Below are 25,562 nucleotides of genomic sequence, written 5' to 3' on the forward strand. Positions count from 1 at the left end.
TCGCTTGCGACCGCTGTTGACGGCCGAAACGCGCAGGCGTCATTCATTTCAATGCGATTGAGGACCTGCGAACAAGAGGCCCGGCCTTCGACCGATCTAGGGGTGAGAAAAAGCCATTCTCATCGCGAAGTTCCTTGGCGGAAATCTGCGTGAACGCAAGACGCACAAGGTCAACGGGGAACGCTGCTTCTCCGCGCGACGATCCTTCACGTTGAAACCAACCTTAACGGCTACCTCCTCGGTCAAGCAATATCTCTGCCCGACCTACCTGAAAGGCGATGCGAGGCGGCAACATGACAACCAGTGCTAACCATCACTGAAATGCGGTGAAGCAGCTGGCGAGTTTGCCCAACTGCCAGATCCACTAAGGGTCCGCCCATGTTCAGGCGGATACGCATGGGGTGCTGATTTGGCAGCCTCCCGAGGCACCGCCGCATCATCATGCGTATCGAGGACCATCAGGAGCCCGAATATGAACGCCCACGCTTCCAGTTCCGCACGCCCCGCCTGACCCCGAAGATTCTGAAACGTCCGGATCCGTGGCGTTTTATTCACGTCGATCACGACGCTGAGGCGCGGAGGTGCGAAATACCAGGACGGCCAGCAGCTCTTGATGGCCGCGGAATGCCGGGACAGCCCATTCAGCGCCTCGTCAAGGTTCACGAAGAGGAAGCCAACGCGATCTTCTGCTGTCTCCAGTGGCCCGGGACGAATGGCGAGCCCGTCTGCCGCCATTGCAGCGTTCTCGACTGCTACGCGTTCCGCAGACGTGCCTTCAAGTGTTCTGTGTGCCGCCGCGAGTTCTCGGTCACCTCTGGCGCCGTGTACGCCTTCCACAAGCTCGTCCGTTGCACAACTTCTCCGTTCCCGCGGCCCGGCCCATCGCCCTTGGTCGAGCTTTCGACATTTTTTGTCCACCTCCGGACAATTCATCGAATCGGTCTGTTCGCGACCTCTTTCACCCCCCCGGGCATTAAACGCGTCTCACCGAGGTGCCCGCGGGCTGTTGCCGCCGCAGCGGCAATGCGGCGCCGGAAAGGAACTGGTGATCGATGCGGATACGGACGATGGCGCAGTCGCCGCCACGGGCGGGGGCTTTGACACTACACAGCCCAACATGTCTAGTCTGATGAGATCGCCGACTTACCGGCGGGCTTTGCCCCGTAGCCTGCCGCGAAGGCGTGGTCCTTCTGTTCAAAGCGAAATCGCTGCGATCTCTGCTTTCAAGTCAGATGGCATGGCATTTGCGCAAACTCATCAGAACCATCGAAACACACAAACTGAGAGCAAACCATGGCTGAAAGGCGACGCTCCAGACAAGCGCCTGAGGAGACGATGCCCAGCGCGAATAAACACCGGGAGGTTGTCCCCTCCAGACGTCCGTGCTCGGTAGCTTTTCAGCGCACGTTTGGTCCCCAGCCAACATCCAAATACGTGGCGTTGGCCCATTTGCTGCTTGCCGGTCCTCATCAGCACGTGAATGCTAGAGTGCTCCATCAAAGGGCCATCCAAGCTAGCGCCGGCACGTCACTGGGAACCATCTACAAGTCGCTGGGAACCATCTACAAAATGCTGAACCAGTTTCGCGAAGCGAGGCTCTTGCGCGACGTCGCAGTTGCGGCGCCACACGAAACTGACACTGTCGATCACCACTACTTTCTCCTCGACGACAAGCAGCCAGTAATCGACATTTCTTGCAGCGCCATTTGCCCTAAAAGGGTTGCTCGATCCGCCCAAATCGCCCATATCGATCCGGCCGTTCGGATGACAAAGAGGATGGGCCAAGCCCTTCCCGTACAACCGGATGGAAGAGCGATTTGGAAGCCGCCAGGGCCTTCATCTCATTTCCGGCATGCTTGCCGAGTCGACGTTGCGTCGGCCCAAACCGAGAAGCCGTGCCAGTTTTCTTCTAAAGGAGCAACTTGATGACTAACACGAATAAGGTTCCCTTCGTTACCTTTCGCACGCGTGTTCGCGATGAGTCCATCGAGGGGCCAAATCCATACCGCTGGCAAGACAAGACATCCGACGACTATTTCGATGGCAAGCGCGTCATCCTGTTCTCGCTGCCTGGCGCCTTCACCCCGACCTGCTCGACCTACCAACTGCCCAATTTCGAAAAGCTCTATGACGAGTTCGAGAAGGAGGGAATTGACGCAATCTACTGCATCTCCGTCAACGATTCCTTCGTCATGAATGCGTGGGGCAAATCCTTGGGGCTAAAGAAGGTCGAGCTTATCCCGGACGGCTCAGGCGAGTTCACGCGCAAAATGGGCATGCTGGTTGCGAAGGACAATCTCGGCTTCGGAATGCGCTCCTGGCGCTACGCCGCCCTGATCGACAACGGTGCGGTGGAGCAGTGGTTCGAGGAAGAAGGTTTCTCCGATAACTGCGAGACCGATCCCTATGACGTCTCATCCCCGCAAAATGTTCTTGAAACACTGAAGGCCGCCGCATGACCGAGTGAACGTCTGGCAGCCCCATTACACACGGCCAAGAGCCTCCTCGATAGGAGTTTCACGCTCATCATGCTGTCCTCGGCAAGGCTACTTCAACGCCAGAAGCAATCTATGGTGGCATCGCCTCAGCTCATTGAGTCGATTCGCCTGCTGCAACTGGCGCGTGCCGAACTGCATCAATTCGTGGAGCAGGAACTCGAGAAGAACCCACTTTTGGAGCCCGCTTCAAACGACGGCGAGGCTCTTGGCGATGTTTTGCCGAACTCAGGAGAGGATCAAGACCCCGACGCACGCGAAAAAGACATTGATAGGCCGACGAGCGCGGAGTCCCCCGAGCGGCTGGGGGAATGGAAATCGGTGCGCAACACGACGAACAACCCCACGGGTAGTCGCCCTGCCCTGGAAGATTTTGCCGCCTGCACCGAAACATTGCACGATCATGTCGCCCGTCAGATCGCGCTCACTGCATTCGCACCACAGGAGCGGCTGATTGCCGGCGAGCTTGCAGCCCATCTGGAAGAAACCGGGTATCTGCAGGTGGACCTTTTGGAATTGACCCGCAGACTAAACGTCAGAGAGACGGATGTGGAACGGGTTCTCGCAGCCTTGCAGAACTTTGATCCACCAGGACTTTTTGCTCGCACTCTCAGCGAATGTCTCGAGATCCAGTTGTGCCAGCGAGACCGGTTCGACCCGGCGATGGCCGCCTTGGTTGCCAACCTTGAGATGCTTGCGCGACGCGATTTTGAGGCATTGAAGCAGCATTGCTGCGTTGATGAAGACGACCTTCTCGAGATGGTGCATGAAATCCGTGCGCTCGACCCCAAGCCTGGAAACCGATTCCAATCCGGAGCGCCCGAATCCATCATACCTGATGTCCGGGTCACGCACTCGCCCGGAGGTGGATGGCAGATCGAACTTGACCCGGACGCGTTGCCCAAGGTTTTGATCAACCAAACCTATTTCGCAGAAGTCTCGCGACACACCGTCCAGAATTCGAAAGATCAGGCCTTTCTGAATGAATGTCTACAAAACGCGAACTGGCTAATCCGCAGCCTCGATCAGCGCGCCAAGACCATTCTCAAGGTTGCGGCTGAAATCGTGCGCCAACAGGATGCCTTTTTGGAACACGGCGTCGCCCACCTGCGGCCTCTCAATCTCAAAACTGTCGCCGACGCAATCAACGTGCATGAGTCAACGGTGAGCCGGGTGACCTCGAACAAGTATATGCTTACGCCACGTGGGGTGTTTGAACTGAAGTATTTCTTCACTGTCGCGATTGCCTCCTGCCAAGGCGGAGACGCGCACTCCGCCGAGGCTGTCCGCCATCGGATCAAAGCGATAATTGCTCAAGAGTCGCCCGGTGACGTGCTTTCCGACGACGACATCGCCGTCCAACTGAAGGAAACCGGCATCAATGTCGCGCGCCGCACCGTCACAAAATATCGCGAGGCGATGAACATCCCCTCCTCCGTGCAACGCCGCCGGGAAAAGCGCCTGCGGCTCAATGGCGATCAAGCTTGGCCGCCTCATACCCCCGACGAACACGCCTCTTAGTCCAATGCGATCCCGTTCTTGATCCTTGCGAGGCTGCGTTTGCCTTCCTCAAATGCACAGACAGGAGCCGCCTCAACTGAGGTAGCCTTAGAGAAACACGCAGTTGAAAGGCTACTGCGTGTTGGCTGAAGTCCCGATTGAAGATTCATCTCTTGCCAATCTAAAAGCTCCCACTTGCCCTTTGCTCCACGCCCGCTGTGCGTCGAACAAGGGCTGAGACGCTAGGGAGCGAGGGAGCGCGCCCTCAAAAGCGCCGTAGCGACCGAGCGACCGGTTTACAAGACATCATGGCTCGCATCGTTTCGCCGCGCTCGAACGCCGCATCGTCCGATGACTGGTACCAGCGAGAGCCGCGTGGTTTTTTGCATGAGAGGCCTCGGTCCTCTCGATCCGTCTTGTTCGTTGTCTCAACATTCTTGTCCTGCTTCCGAAACAAAGAGGTCTCGACCCGAGCCGAATCGACCCGCGCTCACCGCGATCAGGCGATGAACATCCCTCCTCCTGTGTAACGTCACCGGGAAAAGCGCCTACAGCTCGATGCGATCAAGGTTGGCCGCCTCATACCACTGTCGAAAGCAGCACTTAATCCAATGCAATGTCATTCTTGATTCGTTCGAGGCGATTTTCGCCTTCCTCCGGGCCGAAGCAGCTTGCGAAATCATTGCATTCCCGGCAACTGGCCGCGGTGCATAACGAAAACCCTTCGGCCTCACAGAGCTTGCGGTAAAAGTACTTCTTCCATTTCATGTTTTGGGTGTTGCCGGCCGCCAGCGTCGGAAAATGCGTGGCAAGCAGGCGGCTCAGCTCGGTGCGATTTAAAAGGCCAAGGCCCTGCCAGAGATGGTCGTTTCGCATGGCACGACGGGCGATGATCTTGGCAAACCGGGCGCTTGCCGGGTCGCCCGGCAGGGCATGGGCCAGGAGCAGCTCGCGCAGAAGTTTTTCCTCCGGGTCCGGCTCGGGTTCGCCCATCTCTTCCAGGGCGAACGCCTTGACGGGGACAGTGGGGAAGCTGCGAGCCAGGACATCGAGCAGTTCGGCGCGCGAAAGACCGGTTGCCTCCGTCGCCGTCGCCTCGCCGGCCTCGATTTCCTCGAGCGCACACGAAAGCACGCAGGTAAGCACATGCTGATCAAACTCCAGCTCGATCCGCGACGATTGGCCAGCGCAGATGCAGCCACAGTGGTGGACGAGCATGGGTGCCATTCTCCTGGTTTTGTCCCTTCAACCGCCCTGATGAGCGAGCGACTTGTTGACCGCCGGGATGATCTTGTCTCCCCAGAGCTCGATCTGGCGCAGCATGGTCTTTTGGTCGAAATCCCCCAACTGGGTCTGAATTGCGATCTGGTTGGGTTTCAAGATATCGACCTCTTCCAGTAGGCGATCGATCACGCGATTCACGCTGCCGATCGGCAGGTTCCGGCGCATCGTCGCGAATGACATATCTTGCTCCGTTGGCGTTTCTTTTAGCAGATAGCCGTCCAAGCTCTGATGGCGACGCTGATGCAGTGCTTCAGACAGCCGGCGCTGGAAGCGGGCATTGTCGAGATAACTGTTGATCTCTGCCTCGTCGTCGCTGGCATAGCAGCAACGCAGCAGAGATATCTTGGCGTCCGTGACATTCTTACCTTCGGCAACCGCCGCCTTCTCGATTGCTTCGCGCAGCGCGCTCAAAGCCTCCAAGCCGTTGTGGAATGCTGTGACAAAAAAGTTGTGGCCCTCACGATAGGCCCGGCGTATGCGCGCGCTCCCACCGGCGATCCAGATCGGCGGGGTCGGCCTCTGGACGGTGCGCACCGAAATCGCCGTTGGGGGTATGTTCTCATACTGGCCGTCGTGCTCGAAGATGTTCTGGTTCAGGCCCTTCAGAAGGATGTCCAAGTGTTCCGAAAAGATCGCCGGCGCCTCATCGATATTGACGCCGAAGCGCTCGAACTCGAATTGCTGGTAGCCCGAGCCAACGCCAAGCTCGAGGCGGCCGTTCGCAACAATGTCGGCGAGGCCGACCTCGGAAAGCAGGCGCTGCGGTTGATAGAGCGGCAGCACGCACACGGCAGTGCCAAGGCGAATGGTACTCGTCAAGCCGGCGCAGTGCGCCACCATCATCAAGGGCGAGGGAATGAGGCTATAATTATTGAAGTGGTGCTCCGCGAACCACGCGGTATCGAAGCCGGCCTGCTCCGAAAGAACGGCCTGTTCGATGGAGTTGCGGACAACGCTCTCGCACGATTGGTGATATCCGCGCTGGGCGGCCAGGATGAAGGTTGCGAATTCCATGGTGTTTCCTTGTTTGCAGACGGAGTTACCCGATCTGGCCGCGGTCTCGATCTTGCCCTTGGCGGCGGCGCGGTCATGCGCCAAGCCGTTCGGCAATTGCAGGTGCACGGAGCGGTTGGAACTGCTTCGACACCGATGAGGACGGACGTTTCGTCTCGCCGGGATGACATTTTCGGTCACAGCAGTTCGGGCGCGGCGCCCAACCGGACCATGAACCTTTCGACGAACTCGGCTTCGATGAGCCGCGGCCCGTCGCCTGGCGAATAGTCGACGATCAACTCGCGGCCTCCGCGAAATACTCGTTATCCAGTTCGCTGGCGTTTCCCGCATCACCGAAAGAGGTCCAGCCGCCGTCCACGTACAGGATGGAGCCGTTGACGTGTGAGGCAGCAGACGAAGCCAGGAAGAACGCTGCGTCAGCGACGTCTTCCGGCTGTCCCATCCTGCCCATCGGGATGCGTCGTGCGATCGTTTTCATGTCGATGCGGCCGACCTTCGCCAACTGAGCAACGCCAGGCGTGCAAATGAAGCCAGGAGCGACGGTGGCCGTCCGTATGCCGACCGGCCCGAGTTCGGCCGCCAGGCATCGGGTCAGAATGTCCAGCCCCGCCTGGGAGGCACCGTAGGCATGGCGCGGCGCGAAAGGCAGAAAGCTGTTGATCGATCCGATGTTGAGGATCACGCCGCCAGCGCGCATCGCCTTGATCGCTTCGCGAGCGCAGGTGAAGGCCCCGGTAAGATTGACATCCAGGACCTGTTGGATGTGTTCCGGTATTTGTTCGATTCCCAACAGCAAAGTGTCGGCGACAGCAGCACCGTTGACGAGCACATCGATGCGCCCGAAGCGCGCCCGAAGCTCCTCGAATAGCGCTACGACCTCGCTCTCGACGGCCACATTCACGCATTTGGCCGGGTTCTTGCCGCGGAGCCACGCAGCGAGCTCTGCCGCTGCAGCACCATCTTTATCAGCAATCACAACGGTATCGCCGTTTGCTGCAAAGCGGCGAACGATGGCCGCGCCTATGCCGTTCGCGCCGCCGGTGACGAGCACGATTCGCGCGTCGGTGTTTTCGGCCGGACAGCAGAGTTCGGCTTGGGGTGTCCCATCCACCGGCGGGTACGCATCCCCCGGCTGGTTGAATGACATCCAGCCTCCGTCGACCGCCAGCACTGAACCGGTGATGTAGCGCGCCTGCGAGCTGGTCAGAAAACACACGGTGGAGGCGATCTCGTCCGGGCGCGCCAAACGCCCCAGCGGCACGCGGCGGCGCACGGCCGCTAGGTCCACTTTACCCGCGCGTTCCAGTTCCGCTACCATCGGCGTGCGCACGTAGCCGGGCGCTACCGCCGACACGCGAATGCCGCGAGAAGCCCACTCGCATGCAAGCGACTTCGTCAACGAGATCAGGCCCGCTTTTGAGGCCGCGTAGGCGTTGCGCTTGGGATTGCCTACGACGCCCGCCATCGAAGCGACGTTGACGATGGCACCGCCCGGCCTCATGCGCCTCGCCGCTTCGCGGGCCATGACGAACGGTCCAATAAAGTTTACTGCCAGGGCCAGGCGGAAGGCATCGACACCAGTGTCGACGCTCGCAGCCATGGTGGGTCCCATCGCGGCGTTGTTGATGAGGACGCTGATCTGGGCGAACTGTGCTTCGACCCGACCGTAAAGCGCGAGCACATCCTCCTCCCGCGAGACGTCGCACTCAAGGCCGAGATGCGGGTGGCCGAGACCACGGGCGAGTTCAACGACGCCACTGCCAGGAAGGTCTACCGCAACGACAGTGTCTCCATCCCTGGCAAGAACTTCGACCAGGGCGCGGCCGATCCCACCCGCGGCGCCCGTAATGATGACGATGCGTCCTGTCTGCATGATGAGGACTTCTCCCGCGCTCCCTTCAGGGATTTCCGCCCATCAATTTTGAACGGCAAAATGATGCGTCGCGCTGAAGCAGCGCGTCCTGGCGATGGTCGGTTGCATATCCGGAAAGACGACGCAGCGATCCGGCTGCGGTCCAACTTCCGGTTTGGTAGCAGAGACTGCTGGGAGCCGGCCGAGGACAGGAGCTTGCCTCGATCATCGGCGCTGCCAACGACCCGCACATTTGGGCAAAACCAGTGTCGTCGGCGGGCTCATGGGACAAGCCGATCGCTCACGCCGTCGCGGGCAGAAAGGCAATCCAATTTGGCGCATCTTCACCGCGCAGTCTTTCGCCGGGATCGCTGTGGCATTGCAAAGTTGTCACGGCCTTGAGTCTCCACGGCCGATGCGGCTGTGTCGTTCGAAGCCTCCGAAGTGTCATGGCGAGAACGAATGCGACGATTTCCGAGCCTGTAGACCGGATCGTCCGGATGCGGTGCTCCAATCGGCCGTCGTGGGCCGAACCGATCTGCCTCAACGATTGCTGGTGGAATCTGCTCCTCTATCCAATCGTAGACGACTGTCCGTTCGGCAATCCGCCACTCCCCCTCCCTCTTGTGAAACAGATCGCAGTAACGGCCACACAGGAGCGTCTGGCGTACGTCTCCGTCTTTGTCCGGTGCGCGTTGCAGCGCGGTTAAATAGCTCTCGACCGCAGCCTCTGCCGAGTTGATGAATTCGATCAGGATGTTGGTGACCTGGTGGATGTTACGGGGTCCGCTTTTGAAGACACCGAGTGCAAACTGGATAAACCCCTCTGCCGGGCCGCAATAGGCCCCGTGATTGTCAAGCGCATCGGGCCAGTACGCGCTGCGTAGCGCCGCCTCATCGGCGCGGTCGATCCCGCGGCAGTACCGATAGAGGCAGTCGCGGATCGCCTCACGGTCGATCAGTTGAGCAATTTTCGTCTGTTCCATCGGCTTTGCCACAAATTCTGTGATTGGAAGAGGTGTTTCGCGAACCGCGCCTTGGCGTTTGCGCGTCATGGGAGGCATCTCGACACCCGTAGGTGCCCTGCGCAGTGGGACGAGGACGGTGGTGGAACAGAAGGCGCGTGCCTCCGTTCGCGTATGAGGCCACTTGGTCGATCCGTTTCATGCCCGCCGGACTCGGTGGATGACGTCGGTTCAACTCGTGCTGCAGGGTTCACGGTCGAGTTCAAGTGCACGTTCGGGACAGGATCGCGCGCCTCGCGATGCTGTCAGTTCCTCCCCTTCCGCAACTTCGATGTTACCGGGCAGGATGTAACCGGCATCATCGAGCTTGAAGATGTGTGGCGCGTGCGCCGCGCATCGCGCGTGACCCTGGCATTTGGCATTTTGGACGATGATGCGCATGGCGCTGCCTCCATTGTCTTTGCACCTCGGCTCGGGGCGGGGCTTGGTCAGGACCAGTCTAGGATCAGATTTTCGATCCCGAACACATGGCCGCCAGAGGTGATGGGTGCCGTACCGTTCTTGATCCGGAAGGCGGGGACGCGCGCCAGCCACTCCTCCAGGCCAATGACGATCTCGCGCCGGGCAAGGTGTGAGCCAAGGCAACGGTGGGGTCCATAGCCAAAGGTGGCATGGCGGTTGTCCTGTCGCCCCAGGTCGATCGTGTTGGGGCATTCGAATTCCGCTGGGTCGCGGTTGGCGATCATCGTGGCACAGGAAACATAATCTCCGTTGCGGATCGGCGCGCCTTCGAAGTCGATATCTTTCGTTGCCACGCGGATCAACTGAACGGGCGGATAGGCGCGCAGCAATTCTTCGGCCGCGGCCACGATCCGGCCTGGTTCGCCGCGCAGCAATTCCTGATCCTTGAGGTTGCGTGCGAGATAGGCCAGGTCAAAGCCTATGGCTGCTGCAACAGTGTCGAGCCCGGCAACAAAAACAAGCACGCCGACGCCGCGTACTTCCTGTTTCGTCAGGCGGCGGCCCTCGACCTGTGCCTGCACGATGAAGGTCATGAAATCATCAACCAGGTCCTTGCGGCGGGCGGTTGCAAGTTCATCAATGAACGATACGATCGTCCGGGCCGCGGCCCGCCGTTTCACATCGTCGCCGTGGAGCAGATCTCTCCCCCATCCGACAAATGTGTCGATTCGGTTATCCGGCAGCCCAAGGAGATGGAGGAAGACGCTTACCGTGAACGGAAATGCGAAATCCTTCATGACGTCGCAGCTTGTGCCCGATGCGGCGATCCCGTCGATGAGCCTGATTGCCCGCTCGCGGACAGCCGGCTCCAATGCCGCCACCCGCTTTGGCGAAAGCAGCGGATTGAGCAGGGAGCGAAAGGCGCCATGGGCCGGGGGATCGAGTTCAAGTGGAATCATCGGCCAGCTTTCGCCCAGCGCGGAGGCAAAGATGCTGCGATGGCTGGAAAAAGTTTCGGTGTCCTGCAGCACCTTACGCTGGTCTGCGGCGCGGGTGATGACCCAGGTACCCTTGCCGTCGCGCGTGTTGAGGGGTGAATAAAAGATAGGCGATCCGGAATGGACGCAAGCGACTGCTGCGTGAGGATCCCCGTTGGGAGCCGGTGACATGCCGGGCGAAGTAAACAGGCTGAAGTCCCTCACCATTTCGGGCGGGACATGATCTGGAACCGGATTTGTCGCCATTTGGCCTCTTCTCCTAAACGTCAGGCGTTCATGCGCTCGATTGAGATCGCCGGCCAGTCATAAGGTCGATGGCCAGCGCCCGCTAAGTCTCGGCTCAGGTGCCTTGCGATGGTGTTGCACGATGCACCCGACCTGCGCACCAGAGCGCAAAGAGAGCAGTCGCGAATTCAATCACTGCTGAGCTCCGCGACGCACTGGTGACGCCCCGCTGATAAAATCATCTAAGCAAGTAGCGTGCCGCATTGGCGCACCGATAGTGCTGTACCGAGCGATGCCCAGCCTGCACTGGGCCGCCTTCGCTCTAGTTGATGATCAACTTTCCATTTGTTAGGACCAACGTCTGATAGCCGACATCTACGGTCGGTTTGTCGGGTCTGCTACACGGGGCTGTTCAGCCTTGACTCCTGCCGCACCATATTTATGCCATTGCCTCGATCGCCTGGGGGCGGTGGCGAGCACACGATCGCCGTAGTAGAGGCGATCCAGCGCAAGGATCGGGTCCGGTTGGACAAGACTCAACGGCGCCTGCGCGAGATGATCGAGATCATCAACAAGGTCGAGCCGCGTTTCGGTTCGGCGCTGATGGCCTATGCCTGATATCGCTCGGAGCACTGCCAGGCTTTTCAGGTCAGACGGCGATGCAGCTCGTGCGCAGCAGTCGGGCCGACGACGTGCTCGACTATATCGATGCGGTCGATTCCGGCGTGCACACCTGAGCGTCCGCATGCGCTATGTTGGCAAGCTCTATCGCATGTTGAGCCCTATACATGCCCGCCAGCCGCTGTCTGGACGTGGCGCCTATCTCTATGGGGCCGCTTCAATCCGAATGGCTTGTCGGCGCTCTACCCATCCTTGCCTGTTATGACGGCGATGCGGGGAACCAACCAGGTTGGCAACCTGCAGCCGACAACGCTCGTCTCCTACGACGCCGAGGTCGACGACATCTTTGATTGCCGAGACTCGGCCCCGCTTGCGGCCGAATGATTGGACGCCACCGCCCTCCCGAAACGACATGGCGTGATCAGATCAAGGCGAGCGGCGAGGCGGCCTGAGTGGCGGCGGCTATCACGGCCTCCTTGTTCGAAGCTTTGCTGCCGGTGCGACTGCCCAGGATATTAACCTCATGCGGTGGAGGTGGTCCGACATTCCCCCACCCGTCTCATCCTGATCGACAACGAGAACCGCCTGTCGCAATAAAGCGCCTACGCGGCGATCTTATGACCGTGGTCAAGGGTGATGGATGAACTTTTCCGTCCATGTCCTTGCCACAGGTTTGTTGCCGTTGATTGGGGACAGCACGGGGACGGGATGGGGCCTTCAGACGACGGTCGATCAAGCTCTTATCCGCGGGTTGGTTACCGCACTTCCGTAATTCATCTTAGGGCTTTCCCTGTCTACTGTCGGGCGTTGGAGCGATGCTCCAGCCACATAGCTAGCACGGGAGTTTCCCCACCGTGGCCACATCCCGTCGCCGTGCTGTCCCCGGTGTTGCCGCCGGATTGAAGCCCGGTCAAATGGGGGGCTTCAATCCGGCGGCGGCGCCCGTGCGAGCGGAAGCCTTGCCACAAGCGCGATCTTCAAGGCGCAAGCGTACCGCATCGTCAGTGCACCGGTTCGACCTGGTGACCGATGGCCCACAGGAAGGCTGCCATCTCGCGCGCGATCGCCGCAACGACGATGGGTTTCTTCTTGCCGGCCGCCGTCATGCGGCGGTAGCGGGTGCAAAGCCGGGTCTGCGCCTTCCAGGCGATCTCCCGTACCGCCTTCGGCAGGCCCTCGAGCCGGACGCGAATGGGTTCGGTCACCCGGGCGGGATAGCGGTAACTCCAGGCGCCCTCGACCAGCACGCGGCGCGCACGGCGATTGCCAGCAAGCGTCAGGCCGCCGCGCTTGACCGTCTCGCCGGTCGAGCGCTCCGAGGGCACCAGGCCAAGAAAGGCCATCAGCTGGCGCGGATTGTCGAAGCGGCGGACATCGCCGACTTCGCTGACGAAGGTGACGGCAACGATGAAGGAGACCCCACGCAGCGCCTGATAGGCCGCCACCACCGGCGCCATCGACCAGCTCGGCACCAGCTCGGCCAGCTGGGCGTCCAATCGCTCCAGCCGAGCCTGCGCATCGGTGATGACGTCGACCTGGTCCTGGAACACGATCTGCTGGGCCGGATGATTGAACTTCTGCGCCGCCAGCCAGCGGGCATGGGCCCGGCTCCAGTGCTTATGGCCGCTAAACACCCGGCCATGGCGCAGCAGGAACGAAAGCAGCATCTGGCGCTTCTTGCGCAGGTCCTCGCTCGCCGCGGCACGCACCCGCGCCAGATCGCGCACCGCCTCGTGCACGATGTCGGGAACCCAGATGCCGGTCAGTTCGCCGGCCCGCAACAGCCGCGCCAGGCTGACCGCATCGCGCCGGTTGGTCTTGACGCGCTCGCCCGCACGCTTGGGGATCAGCGAGGGCGCAACGACATCGCAGCGCTGGCCGAGCGCAACGATCTGGCGGTACAGCCCGTAGCCGGTCGGGCCGGCTTCGTAGCAAAAATGCAGACGCGGATGCTTTTGCTCCAGCTTGCGCACGAAGCGCTCCACCGCCGCCTCTGTCGCCTCGATCTCGCCAAAATAGCGGACCTCTCCCTCCCGGCCTCCCGCGGCAATCGCAATCGCGTGCTTGGCTTTCGACACGTCGACACCGACGTAAAATACATTATCTTGCTTCATGGCCCGTCCTTCCTTTGCTTGAGGCTCGGCTCGCCGTTTGCTTTACAGCTGCAAAGTCTAGGGACGGGCCACCGCTCACACCACGGTCATAACGTCTACGCGCTCATTGGCTCCACTGGCAAAGCGACGGCCAGCAGAACGCCGAGCCCCGGCGCAAGCGCCGAGCGAAGCGGAAAACAACATGCAATGGGTCTTACCTCATGCAGCTGTCGGACCGGGAATGCGGGGCAAGGTTTCGGCCAGGAACCGCCAGTCCTCGCGCTCGCCCTCGCCTTCGTGGCGCTTGCCAAAGAACTGGATGATCATTTTGCCGTCGGCGCCGTAGGCTTCGAGCGAGGTAACGTTACCGTTCTTCGTCGGCTTGCGAACGGCCCAGACCTCGCGGATGTGATGGGTCCCGAGATGCAGGTGGAAGGTCTCGTCGAGCACATTGATCCACGGCCCGATTGTTTTGACCGACTTGATCGGACCGGAATGGATCTGGATGCAGCCACGATTACCGACAAAGCACATAATCGGCATCTCGTCTTCGGCCGCCTGTTGAAACATGGCACCAATGGCGTCCTTATCGAGTGCCCAAGCGTAATCCTCGCCGACCATACGGATCGCATCGCAGCGGCTGAGCTTCAGTGTCTTCAACATCCCGAAGAACTGATGCACGTCGGTCAGCTGGCTCCAGCGCTCGCGTAGATCCTCCACCGTGGCGGCTTGGTCGGGAACCTCTGCGTCATCGACCACTCCGCTCGCCTTGACAGCTACGATCGGCGCCTGGTTGCAGGATTCCAGCTCAGCCACCAGCTTCTGATAGGCATCGAGGTCTGAGGCGGCTCCGAGTTGCACCTTGTGCATCGCCTTGCCGGCGGCATCAAAGAATTGCAGGCTACGGCTGATGTCGTTGCCATTGCGTTTCTCGACGGCAAAGCCAGACGCCCAAACTTTTGGGAAGATACGCAAGTCGATGTCGTCGCCGAGCACCAGAGCATGCTCGTTGCCGGTGACTACCTTGTCGTAAACGCCGATCTTTTCGTGCATGGCACTTTCATTGCGGGTCAGCGCCGTCACCTCGCCGACCGTTTCGAGGCCGGACAGCAGATCATTGACGCGCGGCTCGACACGAACGGCGCTGAGACCGCAATGCGCGGCGATCAGCTCCGCCTCCGAAATGCCCAGCCGGGCGGCGAGATCGTGCTCACGGCTCTTCGGATTGTCTTCCTTCGCCCGCCGGATTTCGTGCAGTGACGGTTTCTCGCGCTGGTCCATGTGTTAACCCTGCTTTCACCTGCTTGCTGGGGATCAGCTGCCCTGCCGGGTGGTCAGTCGACTGAGCGCGCCGTAATGCTCGATGCCGCGCTCATGCTCGTCCAGGAACAGGGTGCTGCTGGCGAGAGTGAGTGATCGCCATCGAAACCGGGCGTGTCGTCTGAGCGGCGAGGAGCCGATTCCACCGGCGCAGAGCGGTTCTGACCCGACCCTGACATGTTGCTTTCCTTGCTTCATTCGATCGATCGCGAGGGCACTCGCGGCATGATGGTCTGCGGTTTTTGCCGCATCGCCAATAGGCGTTTCAAAAGTCGTGCCAATTCGCCTGAACAAGCGCAGAAAAGATTCTTCCGCAAAGATTTATGTGAGAGTTCAGTGGGGACCAAGGCCGGACACTTTGTGTGACGTACTCGACAAACCCGACAGTGCGTGTCGGCTGCCCGACGTCTTTCCACCAATGTCCAACAAGATTGATATCGGTTCTAGAGGGATCGCGCCGTGTTGAAACGGTTTTTTTCGCTTTGGCACGGTCCCTGCGACGTGATCCGCAAAGACGTCACGGATTGAGGAGAAATCTCGCCATGATCACGCTCACCGACGATGCTGTTGCCGCCGTCAAGACCGCTCTTTCCCGCGCCAGCGAGCAAGCGGAGGGCTTTCGCATTATGGTCCAGACCGGCGGCTGCGCCGGGTTCAAATACATAATGGGCCTGGAAAGCGTCTCGCGCCAGGGCGATGTGATCACGGAGACAGATGGGATCAAGCTGTTTGTGGACGCAGACTCCCAACCCCATGTCGCCGGCATGACCGTCGACTTCGTCACCGGGCTCAATTCTTCCGGCTTTGTCTTCGACAACCCCAACGCGCGGGACAAGTGCGGCTGCGGCAAGTCCTTCAGTTAACCGAGGGCTGTTCGTATGAGGCCTGTCTACCTCGACAACAACGCAACGACACGGGTCGATCCTGACGTTGTGCAAGCGATGTTGCCTTACTTCACGGATCAATTCGGCAACCCTTCGTCGGCGCACGCTTTTGGCGCCTCAGTCGGTGCGGCGATGAAACAGGCACGGCGGCAGTTGCAGGCGCTGATCGGCGCGCAGTTCGACGATGAGATCACCTTCACCTCGGGTGGAACAGAAAGCGACAATGCAGCGATCCTTTCGGCGCTTGAGGGCACGCCCGACCGAAATGAAATCGTGACGTCCGCGGTCGAGCATCCCGCCGTGTTGACGCTGTGCGCGCATCTTGAGCGGACTCGCCGCGTCAAGGTCCACCGGATCCCCGTGGATCGTCGTGGCCGGCTTGACCTCGACACCTACAAGGCAGCCCTCTCGCCCCGCGTGGCAATCGTCTCAGTAATGTGGGCGAACAACGAGACCGGCACGATCTTTCCCGTGGCCAAGCTTGCCGAGTTGGCCAAGGAAATTGGCGCCCTTTTCCATACCGATGCAGTGCAGGCGGTTGGCAAGCTTCCGATGGACCTGAAATCGACCGCAATCGACATGCTGTCGCTCTCCGGCCACAAGCTTCATGGACCCAAAGGGATCGGCGCAATTTGGATAAAGCGTGGCGTGCACTTCCGCTCGATGATCAAGGGAGGGCACCAACAGCACGACCGGCGTGCCGGTACCGAGAATACGCCCGGCATAGTCGGGCTCGGCACGGCAGCCGAACTCGCCTTGAAATTCATGGACGACGCGACCACACGGGTAAAGTCGCTGCGCGACCGCCTGGAGGATGGCATCCTCCAGCGCATCCCAAACACCTGTGTCACTGGCGATCCGATGGAGCGGTTGCCAAACACTGCAAACATCTCGTTTGAACATACCGAAAGCGATGGAATCCCACATCTGCTCAGCCGCGTGGGCATCGCCTGCTCCTCCGGCTCCGCCTGCACCTCCGGCTCAATGGAACCCAGCCATGTCCTGAGCGCGATGAAGATGCCACACGCGGCAGTCCGCTTCTCGTTTGCGCGCGATAACGGCGAAGAAGACGTCGACCGGGTGCTTGAGGTCATCCCGGCAATCGTGGAGAAGCTGCGTGTCTCTCCCGGTCCTGGGCCGCGTGGGCGAAGTCCCGAAGACGTTCGATCCGGCCAATACCTGACCGGCAGCAGAACAGGCTGCCATTCATGAACCGTGATGTCTTCCTCAACGACACGACCTTGCGCGACGGCGAGCAGGCGCCCGGTGTCGCCTTTACGACGGCGGAAAAGCTGGAGCTCGCCGAGTCTCTTGTGGCCGCCGGCGTCCCAGAGATCGAGATCGGCACCCCGATCATGGGCGCCGACGAGATCGAAACAATTCGCGCCGCGGTCGCGCGGCGTTTCCCGGTTCGGCTCATGGCGTGGTGCCGGATGAAGGCGCGGGATCTCGACGCAGCGATCGAGAGCGGCGTCGGCGCCGTCAATCTGTCGCTACCTGCATCGGACATTCAACTTGGCGCCAAGCTCGGCCTCGATCGGGCGGGAGCGCTCCAGCTCATTGAGGATATGGTGAGGCGGGCAGTCGCTGGTGGCTTCTTCGTCGCTGTGGGCTGCGAGGATGCCTCGCGGGCCGATCGGGATCATCTTGCCCGCGTCATCGAAACGGCTGCGCGCGCCGGCGCAAGCCGCGTTAGGCTGGCCGACACGGTCGGCACTCTCGACCCGTTCTCGACTTTCGAACTTGTCGCCCAGCTCATGGCGAAGTCTGAAATCGACCTCGAATTTCATGCGCACAACGATCTCGGCCTTGCAGCCGCCAACACGCTGGCCGCGATCCGCGCAGGCGCACGCCATGCGTCCGTCACCGTCCTCGGGCTCGGCGAGCGTGCGGGTAATGCCGCGCTGGAAGAAGTGGCGGCCGCGATGGCCGTCATCGACGGCGCGGATACCGGCATCGAGCTGACCGCATTGCCCGATCTCGCCGCCCAGGTGGCTTGCGCCGCCCGCCGGCAGACGGCGGCTATTAAGCCGGTCGTGGGCGCCGATGTTTTCACCCACGAATCCGGCACTCACGTCGCAGGGCTGCTGAAGGACTCGCGCGCCTATCAGGGGCTCGACCCGGCACTCGTGGGCCGCTGCCGGCGTATCGTCATCGGTAAGCATTCCGGAGCCACCGCGATTGCCCGTGTGCTGAGCGAAAGCGGTCGCGATCTCGACCCGAATCTGGCAGCCGCAATCGTGGCTCGCGTCCGCCGCAAGGCGGCCGAGACCAAATCGATCGTGACAGCAACTCAACTGGTCGAGATCTACGATGGAATGTGCAGCGAGGCACGCCTCGCGGATGTCACCGGTCCAGGCCAGTTCGGCGACGAACATGGCGACGCCACAGTTGTCCGACCAGCGAGATTGCAATGAATTGTTCCCCTGACGGCCGCCCCATCGACGTTACCGACATCCTCGCGCGACTGAAGGGCCTGTCGGCCGCGGAGGAGTTCTTCGCGCTCCTTGGGGTCTCTTATGATCCAAAGGTGCTGAATGTCTCACGGCTTCATATCATGAAGCGCGTGGGCCAATACCTTGCCGAAGAAGATCTATCCGGTCTGCCCGACCAGGTGGTCGCCGCGCGGGTGCGCGCAACGCTGCAACGCGCTTACGAGGACTTCGTGACTTCCTCGCCGCTTACGCAGCGGATCTTCAAGGTGCTCAAAGACCACGATCCGAACAAGCCTGCCAGGCCCGGCCGCACCTTCGTCCCGTTCGAGTCCGTACTGAAGCGGTTCGCAAAAGAATGAGCGCGACATGGTTGCGACGCGACGATGTCGAGAAGCCGACAAATCGTGTCATCACGAACGCTCCCCTGGAAGGAACCAACCGAGCCTCGAGGAATAGGAGCACGCAAAACAGTTGGCACGAATGATGCTGCCAAAGATCAACTGCCTAGCCCGCATCCCGATAGAAGCCTAGAGAGACCGCCAATGCACATCGTCGTCTGTATCAAGCAGGTGCCGGACTCGGCACAGATACGGGTCCATCCCGTCACGAACACGATCATGCGCCAGGGTGTGCCTACCATCATCAATCCTTTCGACCTATTCGCCCTCGAAGAAGCACTCAGACTGCGCGACGCTTATGACGGCGAGGTCACCGTGCTCAGCATGGGTCCGCCCATGGCGGAGGACGCATTGCGCAAGGCGCTCGGGTACGGCGCCGACCGGGCGGTGCTCTTGACCGACCGTTATTTTGCCGGCTCTGACACGCTGGCGACCTCCTTCGCTCTTTCCCAGGCGATCGCGAAGGTTGGCGAGACGTTCGGCACGCCAGACATCGTCTTCACCGGCAAGCAGACGATCGATGGCGATACCGCCCAAGTCGGGCCAGGCATCGCCAAGCGTCTCGATCTCCTGCAACTCACCTATGTCGCGAAGATCCCCTCCATTGACCTCGCTGCCCGCGAGATCAAGGTCGAGCGCCGCTGTGAAGGCGGTACGCAGATGCTGAAGAGCAGGCTCCCTTGTCTCATCACGATGCTGGAAGGCACCAACGAGCTCCGTCGGGGCTCGCTCGAGGACGCTCTATGCGCCGCACGCAGCCCGGTCTTGAAATGGAGTGCGGCCGACGCCGGCATTGATGACCTCACCAGATGCGGCCTGCGCGGCTCGCCGACGGTCGTCAAGCGCGTGTTCGCCCCTACTGCGCGCGCAGAAAAAGCAACAGTTATCGACACCGCTGAGATGACCTTGCGCGATCTCGCTGACGAACTCATCGCCGCGATCTTAACCCGCAAGCCGGCCCTGGAACAGGAGCTCGCCTTCAACGGCGGCGCGTGACGGCAAGGAGAGACGATGTCGACCGCGAACCGAGACCCCCGCCCTGCTGCCGGCCGTGCCGGCACAAAGAAAGAGCTGCCCGAGCGTTTCAAGGACTACCGCCACGTCTGGGTTTTCATCGAGCTCGAGCGCGGCCAGGTCCATCCCGTATCATTCGAATTGCTCGGTGAAGGTCGCAAGCTCGCCGACAAGCTTGGCGTCGAGCTTGCGGGGATCGTGCTTGGACCGCCGGGAGAGACCACCCACTCTGCGGTAGCCGAGGCTTTCGCTCACGGCGCCGATCTTGTCTACTGCGTCGAGGCGCCGCTGTTTGCCGACTATCGGAACGAGCCTTTCGCCAAGGCGATGACGGATCTGGTCGATACCCACAAACCCGAGATCCTGCTTCTCGGGGCGACCACACTCGGCAGGGATCTTGCCGGTTCGGTCGCGACGACGTTGCAGACAGGGCTTACAGCCGACTGCACCGAACTCGATGTGGATACCGACGGTTCGCTCGCCGCGACCCGTCCGACTTTCGGCGGTTCCTTGTTGTGCACGATCTATACGCTCAATTACCGACCCCAGATGGCGACAGTGCGGCCGAGGGTCATGCCCATGCCGCAGCGGGTGGATAAGCCGGTCGGGCGTGTTATCCGGCACCGACTATCGGTAGTGGAGGACGAGATCGTTACCAAAATCCTCGGCTTCTTGCCGGATAGCCAAGCGGCAAAGGCGAATCTTGCTTATGCCGACGTTGTGGTTGCGGGAGGTCTCGGTCTAGGCGCGGCGGAGAACCTGCAGCTTGTGAAGGATCTCGCGCGAGCAATTGGCGCAGAGCACGGCTGTTCGCGCCCGTTGGTCCAGAAGGGCTGGCTGTCGGCTGATCGGCAGATCGGCCAAACTGGCAAAACCATCCGGCCGAAGCTTTACATAGCGGCCGGGATTTCCGGCGCCATCCAGCACCGGGTTGGCGTCGAAGGGGCGGATCTCATCGTGGCCATCAACACCGACCGGAACGCGCCGATTTTCGATTTCGCCCACCTTGGGATCGTCACCGACGCGATCCGCTTCCTGCCCGCACTGACGGAAGCCTTCACCAGACGGCTGTCGCCCCACAGTCGCGATAAGCTTGCGAGCTAGAGAACTGGACATGATCGAGGAAAAATTCGACGCCATCGTTGTTGGAGCCGGCATGTCCGGTAACGCTGCTGCTTACATTATGGCAAGCCACGGCCTGAAGGTGCTGCAGTTGGAGCGAGGTGAATATCCGGGTTCCAAGAATGTCCAGGGTGCAATCATGTACGCGAACATGCTGGAGAAGATCATCCCGGATTTCCGGGATGATGCGCCTCTCGAGCGGCATTTGGTTGAACAGCGGCTTTGGGTGATGGACGACACATCCCACACCGGGATTCACTATCGGTCGGACGACTTCAATGAGGCCAAGCCCAACCGCTATACGATCATCCGCGCCCAGTTCGACAAATGGTTTTCGCGTAAGGTGCGCGAGGCCGGTGCGACGGTTCTGTGCGAGACGACCGTGACGGAACTCGTGCGCGATGCCAAGGACAAGGTGGTCGGCGTCCGCACCGACCGGACCGGCGGAGAGATTTTCGCGGACGTTGTCGTTCTCGCAGAAGGTGTCTCCGGACTGCTTGGCACGCGCGCCGGGCTTCGCGAGATGCCGAGACCGAAATCCGTGGCGCTCGCCGTCAAGGAAATGCATTTCCTGCCTGAAGAGGTCATCGAGCAGCGGTTCGGCCTCAAGGCCGGTGAAGGTTGCGTGATCGAGGCCGTGGGTACGATCTCCCGCAGCATGGCCGGGCTGGGCTTCCTTTACACCAACAAGGAGTCGATCTCACTGGGCATCGGCTGCCTTGTTTCGGATTTCGCTGCGACGATGGAGAGCCCATACGTCGTGCTCGATACGTTAAAAAATCATCCTTCGATCCGGCCTCTAATCGCCGGCTCAGAGGTGAAAGAATATGCCGCGCATCTCATTCCCGAAGGTGGCTACAAGGCGATTCCGCAGCTTTTTGGCGACGGTTGGGTGGTGGTCGGCGATGCCGCGCAATTGAATAACGCCGTCCACCGCGAGGGTTCGAACCTCGCCATGACCTCCGGCCGCATCGCCGCTGAGGCAATCGTGCAGGTCAAGAGCCGCAAGCGTCCCATGACCAAACAGAACCTTGCGCTCTACAAGACCATGTTAGACAAGTCTTTCGTAATCAAAGATCTGAAGAAGTACAAGGACATGCCGGCCCTGCTCCACACCAATTCACGAAATTTCTTCACTACCTACCCGCAGCTGATGTCGCAGGCGGCCCAGAACTTCATGCGGGTCGACGGCACCCCGAAAATCGACAAGGAAAAGGCGACCACTGGTGCCTTCATCAAGGCGCGTTCGCGCTGGGGGCTGCTGAGCGACGTGGTCCGCCTGACATTTGCCTGGCGCTAGGAGACACGAGATGACAATCGCAGCATCACGCATCGAGGAGAAGCTCTACCAGAATCGCTACTTGGTCGATTCGGGGCGCCCGCATATCAAAGTGCGACCACACCAGAAGCCAAGCGCCAACCTGCGCGCGTTGACCCGCGTCTGCCCGGCCCAATGCTATGAATTGACCGACGAGGGCCAAGTGGAGATCACCGCCGACGGATGCATGGAGTGCGGCACCTGTCGGATACTGTGCGAGGCCAGTGGTGAGATCGAGTGGAATTATCCGCGCGGCGGCTTCGGTGTCCTCTTCAAGTTTGGATGACCCTGCGCACGCATGCGCCGTCGCCAAGGCGTGCTGGTACCTGCAATTACCGCAATTGCAACCTGACAACTTGCAATCGAACAGGGGCTCGTTGATACTGAGGTCTCGCGAGACGAAATACAAACAGGCGCTTTGGGAGGAGCACCCTGCAACCCCTGAGGTGTTTTCCATGGCTCAAATAATGCGGGATCGGGTGGATGGGATAGGGCCTTTCAACGCCCGGCCACCAATCAAAGCCATGCACGAGCCGAACATCCCGCTCAGGGGAATCTACGAGATATCCGAGATCCTGACCGCTCCCACGCGGCTGGAGATCACGCTTGCCAATGTCGTCAACATACTCTCCTCGTTTGTGCAAATGCGTCATGGAGCAATGGTCGTCCTGGACGCGGAAGGAGAGCTGGAGATTGCCGCAACCGCCGGCCACAACCACGCACCTCAATCAGACCGGCGGCGCGTCATACCGCAGGCCGTGGTAGACCGGATTGTCGCTACGGGGACGCCGCTCGTCATACACGATGTCAGCAAGTCCGAACTATTTCAGGCTGATCTTCAAACGGCTTCGAGCCGCGCCACCATGCCGGTGACCTTTATCGGAGTGCCAGTAGAGGCTGACGATGAAATCCTCGGGACATTGTCGATCGACCGTGTCGGGGACGGCGCCGCCAGCGTGCGTTGCGACGAAGACGCACGCTTCCTGACGATGATCGCCAACCTCGTCGGCCGGACTATCCGCCTCCATCGCATCCTGAGCACAGATCGTCAGCGGCTTGTCGAGGAGCAGCGGAGACCGGAGAAATCGGTCGACGAAAAGGAGACCCGCCCTGCCCGGCATTCGCATGTCAAAATCGACGGGATCATCGGGGAAAGTCCCGCACTCAAGCAGGTTCTTGAAACCGCCGCGGTCGTAGCAAGGACTAACTCCACCGTGCTTTTGCGGGGTGAAAGCGGCACCGGCAAGGAGTTCTTTGCACAGGCCATCCATAAGCTTTCACCTCGCAGTAAGAAGGCTTTCGTTAAACTGAACTGCGCCGCGCTGCCTGAAAGCGTTCTGGAATCGGAGTTGTTTGGGCATGAAAAGGGCGCCTTCACCGGGGCTGTCGCGCAGCGCGCCGGCCGTTTCGAATTGGCGAATGGCGGAACCCTGTTGCTTGACGAAATCGGCGAGATTTCGCCTGCCTTTCAGGCAAAGCTGTTGCGCGTCTTGCAGGAAGGCGAGTTGGAGCGCGTCGGCGGCACCAGGACGCTAACGGTCGACGTCCGGCTCATATGCGCCACCAACAAGGACCTCGAGACAGCTGTCATGAACGGAGAGTTCAGGGCCGATCTTTACTACCGCATCAATGTGGTGCCAATCATGCTGCCACCGCTCAGAGAGCGACCCGGCGATATTTCACGCCTTGCGAAGGCCTTCCTCGACCGATTCAATAGCGAAAACCATCGCGAGCTCGCCTTCGCGCCATCGGCGCTTGACCTGATCTCGCAATGCTACTTCCCTGGCAACGTCCGCGAGCTGGAAAACTGCGTGCGAAGGACGGCCACGCTTGCGCGTTCAAGCACGATCGCTACTTCTGATTTCGCCTGCCAGAACAGCCAGTGCCTGTCTTCCCTCCTCTGGAAAGGAGCCGACCGTTCAAATGACAGCAGTGCCAGCGATAAGTTCGGCCGCAACAGGATGCCGGTTGAATCGCCGCCGGGAGCCAGGCGCATCGGCGCCTCCGAGGGCGCGGCGGTGCCCGTCAACGGCCGCGATCCGAGCGATCCTGCCTGGAGTGCAACAGGTATGCGTGTGACCGATGGCGACCGGCTGATCGACGCGATGCAGAAGGCCGGCTGGGTGCAGGCCAAGGCTGCTCGTATCCTCGGCCTCACGCCGCGGCAAGTCGGCTATGCCCTGCGTCGGCATGGTATCGAGGTGAAGAAGTTCTGAACGCCCTGCGACGTCAAACCTAAAGCCTCCTCGCGCCGTGCGAATGGTGCCTTTCAGACGTCACTCGACGCAGGGCATGTTGAAGCGCGGCATCTAGGTCATCGGCCTCTCCTAGGCGGGTGTCCGCACGCAGATGTCGGCGGCCCATTCCAGCACCGACATCGATCGGGCGGTCGAGGCGTTCGGCGCGATCGGGGCGATCGGCAGGGAAACTGGGCGTGCCTTCCTGTGCGTCCGAAAAGCGATTTAGGATCAAGGGCTTCAAGGAACAAACCAATGTCCAACATGATGAAGGCGCTGGTGAAGGCCAAGGCCGAGCCGGGCATCTGGATGGAAGAGGTGCCGGTGCCGGAGATCGGTCCCAACGACGTGCTGATCAAGGTCAAGAAGACCGCGATCTGCGGCACCGACGTCCACATCTACAATTGGGATCAGTGGGCGCAAAAGACCGTGCCGGTGCCGATGGTGACCGGCCATGAATTCGTCGGCACGGTCGCCGATTTCGGAGCCGCGGTCACCGAATACAAGGTCGGCCAGCGTGTTTCCGGCGAAGGCCATATCGTCTGCGGCCACTGCCGCAACTGCCGCGCCGGGCGAGGGCATCTTTGCCGCAACACGCTTGGCGTCGGCGTCAACCGCCCCGGCGCCTTCGGCGAATACATGGTGATCCCGCAGCACAATGTCGTGCCGATCCCAGACGACGTGCCGGACGAGATCGCCGCCATCTTCGATCCGCTGGGCAATGCCGTGCACACCGCACTCTCCTTCGACCTGGTCGGCGAGGACGTGCTGGTCACCGGCGCCGGTCCGATCGGCATCATGGGCGCGCTGGTGGCGCAATGCGTCGGCGCAAGGAAAGTCGTCATCACCGACATCAACCCGGTCCGTCTGGACCTGGCGCGCAAGCTCGGGGTCCAGCATGTCGTCGACGCCTCGAAGGAGAAACTGCGCGACGTCATGCCGTCGATCGGCATGACCGAGGGTTTTGATATCGGGCTGGAGATGTCGGGCGCAGCACCTGCCTTCCGCGACATGATCGACACCATGAACAATGGCGGCAAGATCGCCATCCTCGGCATCGCGCCCACCGGCTTCGAGATCGACTGGAACAAGGTCATCTTCAAGATGCTGCACCTGAAGGGGATCTTCGGTCGCGAGATGTTCGAGACCTGGTACAAGATGATCGCCCTGGTGCAGGGACCGCTTGACGTCTCCGGCCTCATCACGCACCGCATCGGGATTGACGATTTCCAGGCTGGGTTCGATGCGATGCGAAGTGGTAGTTCTGGGAAGGTCGTTATGGATTGGTAGGCGTTACGCCTCCCTGATGCTTGTGGCTGTTGAGA

The 25,562-nt window shown here is 60.7% G+C and carries 24 protein-coding genes and 1 pseudogene; 14 read left to right on the forward strand and 11 right to left on the reverse strand.

Annotated features, from left to right (window positions below; all coding sequences use genetic code 11):
• Nucleotides 1-306: 306 nt before the first annotated feature.
• Both PU724_RS30295 and PU724_RS30300 read right to left on the reverse strand, forming a co-directional pair.
• Nucleotides 307-735 carry a hypothetical protein gene (locus tag PU724_RS30295; RefSeq protein WP_354425364.1) on the reverse strand — a complete coding sequence of 143 codons (429 nt, stop codon included), beginning with the start codon at nt 733-735 and terminating at the stop codon, nt 307-309.
• A gap of 792 nt (nt 736-1,527) precedes the next feature.
• Nucleotides 1,528-1,785, reverse strand: coding sequence for a hypothetical protein (locus PU724_RS30300; RefSeq protein WP_354425362.1), 258 nt, complete (start codon nt 1,783-1,785; stop codon nt 1,528-1,530).
• Nucleotides 1,786-1,925: 140 nt separating this feature from the next.
• On the opposite strand from PU724_RS30300, the gene PU724_RS30305 reads away from it, so the two are divergent.
• Both PU724_RS30305 and rpoN read left to right on the forward strand, forming a co-directional pair.
• Nucleotides 1,926-2,459 (forward strand): peroxiredoxin, encoded by a 534-nt coding sequence (locus tag PU724_RS30305; protein WP_354425360.1) that lies wholly within the window; start codon nt 1,926-1,928, stop codon nt 2,457-2,459.
• 69 nt (nt 2,460-2,528) lie between these two features.
• Nucleotides 2,529-4,016, forward strand: coding sequence for an RNA polymerase factor sigma-54 (gene rpoN, locus PU724_RS30310; protein ID WP_354425358.1), 1,488 nt, complete (start codon nt 2,529-2,531; stop codon nt 4,014-4,016).
• 582 nt (nt 4,017-4,598) lie between these two features.
• Here the strand turns inward: rpoN and PU724_RS30315 are convergent.
• From PU724_RS30315 to PU724_RS30340, 6 genes are all read right to left on the reverse strand, one after another.
• A complete protein-coding gene (locus tag PU724_RS30315) occupies nt 4,599-5,213 on the reverse strand; it encodes a nitrogen fixation protein NifQ (protein WP_354425356.1) in 615 nt (204 codons plus the stop codon).
• A gap of 27 nt (nt 5,214-5,240) precedes the next feature.
• Nucleotides 5,241-6,293: an LLM class flavin-dependent oxidoreductase gene (locus PU724_RS30320; protein ID WP_354425355.1), complete on the reverse strand. Its 1,053-nt coding sequence runs from the start codon at nt 6,291-6,293 to the stop codon at nt 5,241-5,243.
• Between the two features lie 274 nt (nt 6,294-6,567).
• On the reverse strand, nt 6,568-8,166 hold the full coding sequence (locus PU724_RS30325) for an SDR family oxidoreductase (RefSeq protein WP_426213737.1): 1,599 nt from the start codon (nt 8,164-8,166) through the stop codon (nt 6,568-6,570).
• Nucleotides 8,167-8,489: 323 nt separating this feature from the next.
• The gene (locus tag PU724_RS30330) at nt 8,490-9,131 is read right to left on the reverse strand and encodes a nuclear transport factor 2 family protein (protein WP_354425387.1); all 642 of its coding nucleotides are present in this window, start codon (nt 9,129-9,131) and stop codon (nt 8,490-8,492) included.
• Nucleotides 9,132-9,341: 210 nt separating this feature from the next.
• Nucleotides 9,342-9,551 (reverse strand): ferredoxin, encoded by a 210-nt coding sequence (locus PU724_RS30335; protein ID WP_354425354.1) that lies wholly within the window; start codon nt 9,549-9,551, stop codon nt 9,342-9,344.
• 47 nt (nt 9,552-9,598) lie between these two features.
• Nucleotides 9,599-10,816, reverse strand: a complete 1,218-nt coding sequence (locus PU724_RS30340; protein WP_354425353.1) for a cytochrome P450 — start codon at nt 10,814-10,816, stop codon at nt 9,599-9,601.
• Between the two features lie 420 nt (nt 10,817-11,236).
• Between PU724_RS30340 and PU724_RS30345 the strand changes: the two are divergent.
• Both PU724_RS30345 and PU724_RS30350 read left to right on the forward strand, forming a co-directional pair.
• Nucleotides 11,237-11,532, forward strand: a pseudogene (locus PU724_RS30345) (hypothetical protein).
• 115 nt (nt 11,533-11,647) lie between these two features.
• Nucleotides 11,648-11,800, forward strand: a complete 153-nt coding sequence (locus PU724_RS30350) for a hypothetical protein (protein ID WP_426213738.1) — start codon at nt 11,648-11,650, stop codon at nt 11,798-11,800.
• 617 nt (nt 11,801-12,417) lie between these two features.
• On the opposite strand, the gene PU724_RS30355 is transcribed toward PU724_RS30350, so the two are convergent.
• From PU724_RS30355 to PU724_RS30365, 3 genes are all read right to left on the reverse strand, one after another.
• Nucleotides 12,418-13,530: an IS110 family RNA-guided transposase gene (locus tag PU724_RS30355; protein ID WP_354425352.1), complete on the reverse strand. Its 1,113-nt coding sequence runs from the start codon at nt 13,528-13,530 to the stop codon at nt 12,418-12,420.
• 198 nt (nt 13,531-13,728) lie between these two features.
• A complete protein-coding gene (locus PU724_RS30360) occupies nt 13,729-14,790 on the reverse strand; it encodes a hemin-degrading factor (protein ID WP_354425350.1) in 1,062 nt (353 codons plus the stop codon).
• A 33-nt stretch (nt 14,791-14,823) separates the two neighbouring features.
• The gene (locus tag PU724_RS30365; protein WP_426213739.1) at nt 14,824-15,123 is read right to left on the reverse strand and encodes a hypothetical protein; all 300 of its coding nucleotides are present in this window, start codon (nt 15,121-15,123) and stop codon (nt 14,824-14,826) included.
• 248 nt (nt 15,124-15,371) lie between these two features.
• On the opposite strand from PU724_RS30365, the gene PU724_RS30370 reads away from it, so the two are divergent.
• From PU724_RS30370 to tdh, 10 genes are all read left to right on the forward strand, one after another.
• A complete protein-coding gene (locus tag PU724_RS30370) occupies nt 15,372-15,692 on the forward strand; it encodes a HesB/IscA family protein (protein ID WP_354425348.1) in 321 nt (106 codons plus the stop codon).
• A 15-nt stretch (nt 15,693-15,707) separates the two neighbouring features.
• Entirely contained in the window at nt 15,708-16,925 is a 1,218-nt protein-coding gene (gene nifS, locus PU724_RS30375; RefSeq protein WP_354425346.1) for a cysteine desulfurase NifS, read from the forward strand.
• Nucleotides 16,922-18,130 (forward strand): homocitrate synthase, encoded by a 1,209-nt coding sequence (nifV, locus tag PU724_RS30380; RefSeq protein WP_354425344.1) that lies wholly within the window; start codon nt 16,922-16,924, stop codon nt 18,128-18,130. The genes nifS and nifV overlap by 4 nt, the downstream gene beginning before the upstream one ends.
• Nucleotides 18,127-18,507 (forward strand): nitrogenase stabilizing/protective protein NifW, encoded by a 381-nt coding sequence (gene nifW, locus PU724_RS30385; RefSeq protein ID WP_354425343.1) that lies wholly within the window; start codon nt 18,127-18,129, stop codon nt 18,505-18,507. Before nifV ends, nifW begins: the two co-directional genes overlap by 4 nt.
• A 183-nt stretch (nt 18,508-18,690) precedes the next feature.
• Nucleotides 18,691-19,542, forward strand: a complete 852-nt coding sequence (locus tag PU724_RS30390) for an electron transfer flavoprotein subunit beta/FixA family protein (protein ID WP_354425341.1) — start codon at nt 18,691-18,693, stop codon at nt 19,540-19,542.
• A gap of 15 nt (nt 19,543-19,557) precedes the next feature.
• Nucleotides 19,558-20,664 (forward strand): electron transfer flavoprotein subunit alpha/FixB family protein, encoded by a 1,107-nt coding sequence (locus PU724_RS30395; RefSeq protein ID WP_354425339.1) that lies wholly within the window; start codon nt 19,558-19,560, stop codon nt 20,662-20,664.
• Between the two features lie 10 nt (nt 20,665-20,674).
• A complete protein-coding gene (locus tag PU724_RS30400; RefSeq protein ID WP_354425337.1) occupies nt 20,675-21,982 on the forward strand; it encodes an FAD-dependent oxidoreductase in 1,308 nt (435 codons plus the stop codon).
• Between the two features lie 10 nt (nt 21,983-21,992).
• A complete protein-coding gene (locus PU724_RS30405) occupies nt 21,993-22,286 on the forward strand; it encodes a ferredoxin family protein (RefSeq protein ID WP_354425335.1) in 294 nt (97 codons plus the stop codon).
• Nucleotides 22,287-22,524: 238 nt separating this feature from the next.
• Nucleotides 22,525-24,216 carry a nif-specific transcriptional activator NifA gene (gene nifA / locus PU724_RS30410; RefSeq protein WP_426213740.1) on the forward strand — a complete coding sequence of 564 codons (1,692 nt, stop codon included), beginning with the start codon at nt 22,525-22,527 and terminating at the stop codon, nt 24,214-24,216.
• A 276-nt stretch (nt 24,217-24,492) separates the two neighbouring features.
• Complete coding sequence (gene tdh / locus PU724_RS30415) at nt 24,493-25,527, forward strand: L-threonine 3-dehydrogenase (protein WP_354425331.1); 1,035 nt, start codon at nt 24,493-24,495, stop codon at nt 25,525-25,527.
• Nucleotides 25,528-25,562: the final 35 nt, after the last annotated feature.

The organism is Mesorhizobium abyssinicae, assembly GCF_049887195.1.
In the GTDB taxonomy this organism is placed as follows: Bacteria; Pseudomonadota; Alphaproteobacteria; order Rhizobiales; family Rhizobiaceae; genus Mesorhizobium; species Mesorhizobium abyssinicae.

What these genes read in the sequence shown, in the direction of transcription:
- PU724_RS30320 (WP_354425355.1), bottom strand. Translation starts at nt 6,293, where the DNA reads ATGGAATTCGCAACCTTCATCCTGGCCGCCCAGCGCGGATATCACCAA.
- PU724_RS30390 (WP_354425341.1), top strand. Translation starts at nt 18,691, where the DNA reads ATGCACATCGTCGTCTGTATCAAGCAGGTGCCGGACTCGGCACAGATA.
- PU724_RS30315 (WP_354425356.1), bottom strand. Translation starts at nt 5,213, where the DNA reads ATGCTCGTCCACCACTGTGGCTGCATCTGCGCTGGCCAATCGTCGCGG.
- tdh (WP_354425331.1), top strand. Translation starts at nt 24,493, where the DNA reads ATGTCCAACATGATGAAGGCGCTGGTGAAGGCCAAGGCCGAGCCGGGC.
- PU724_RS30325 (WP_426213737.1), bottom strand. Translation starts at nt 8,166, where the DNA reads ATGCAGACAGGACGCATCGTCATCATTACGGGCGCCGCGGGTGGGATC.
- PU724_RS30400 (WP_354425337.1), top strand. Translation starts at nt 20,675, where the DNA reads ATGATCGAGGAAAAATTCGACGCCATCGTTGTTGGAGCCGGCATGTCC.
- PU724_RS30330 (WP_354425387.1), bottom strand. Translation starts at nt 9,131, where the DNA reads ATGGAACAGACGAAAATTGCTCAACTGATCGACCGTGAGGCGATCCGC.
- PU724_RS30395 (WP_354425339.1), top strand. Translation starts at nt 19,558, where the DNA reads ATGTCGACCGCGAACCGAGACCCCCGCCCTGCTGCCGGCCGTGCCGGC.
- PU724_RS30335 (WP_354425354.1), bottom strand. Translation starts at nt 9,551, where the DNA reads ATGCGCATCATCGTCCAAAATGCCAAATGCCAGGGTCACGCGCGATGC.
- nifV (WP_354425344.1), top strand. Translation starts at nt 16,922, where the DNA reads ATGAACCGTGATGTCTTCCTCAACGACACGACCTTGCGCGACGGCGAG.
- PU724_RS30370 (WP_354425348.1), top strand. Translation starts at nt 15,372, where the DNA reads ATGATCACGCTCACCGACGATGCTGTTGCCGCCGTCAAGACCGCTCTT.
- nifS (WP_354425346.1), top strand. Translation starts at nt 15,708, where the DNA reads ATGAGGCCTGTCTACCTCGACAACAACGCAACGACACGGGTCGATCCT.
- PU724_RS30295 (WP_354425364.1), bottom strand. Translation starts at nt 735, where the DNA reads ATGGCGGCAGACGGGCTCGCCATTCGTCCCGGGCCACTGGAGACAGCA.
- rpoN (WP_354425358.1), top strand. Translation starts at nt 2,529, where the DNA reads ATGCTGTCCTCGGCAAGGCTACTTCAACGCCAGAAGCAATCTATGGTG.
- PU724_RS30355 (WP_354425352.1), bottom strand. Translation starts at nt 13,530, where the DNA reads ATGAAGCAAGATAATGTATTTTACGTCGGTGTCGACGTGTCGAAAGCC.
- PU724_RS30405 (WP_354425335.1), top strand. Translation starts at nt 21,993, where the DNA reads ATGACAATCGCAGCATCACGCATCGAGGAGAAGCTCTACCAGAATCGC.
- nifA (WP_426213740.1), top strand. Translation starts at nt 22,525, where the DNA reads ATGCACGAGCCGAACATCCCGCTCAGGGGAATCTACGAGATATCCGAG.
- PU724_RS30360 (WP_354425350.1), bottom strand. Translation starts at nt 14,790, where the DNA reads ATGGACCAGCGCGAGAAACCGTCACTGCACGAAATCCGGCGGGCGAAG.
- PU724_RS30305 (WP_354425360.1), top strand. Translation starts at nt 1,926, where the DNA reads ATGACTAACACGAATAAGGTTCCCTTCGTTACCTTTCGCACGCGTGTT.
- PU724_RS30340 (WP_354425353.1), bottom strand. Translation starts at nt 10,816, where the DNA reads ATGGCGACAAATCCGGTTCCAGATCATGTCCCGCCCGAAATGGTGAGG.
- nifW (WP_354425343.1), top strand. Translation starts at nt 18,127, where the DNA reads ATGAATTGTTCCCCTGACGGCCGCCCCATCGACGTTACCGACATCCTC.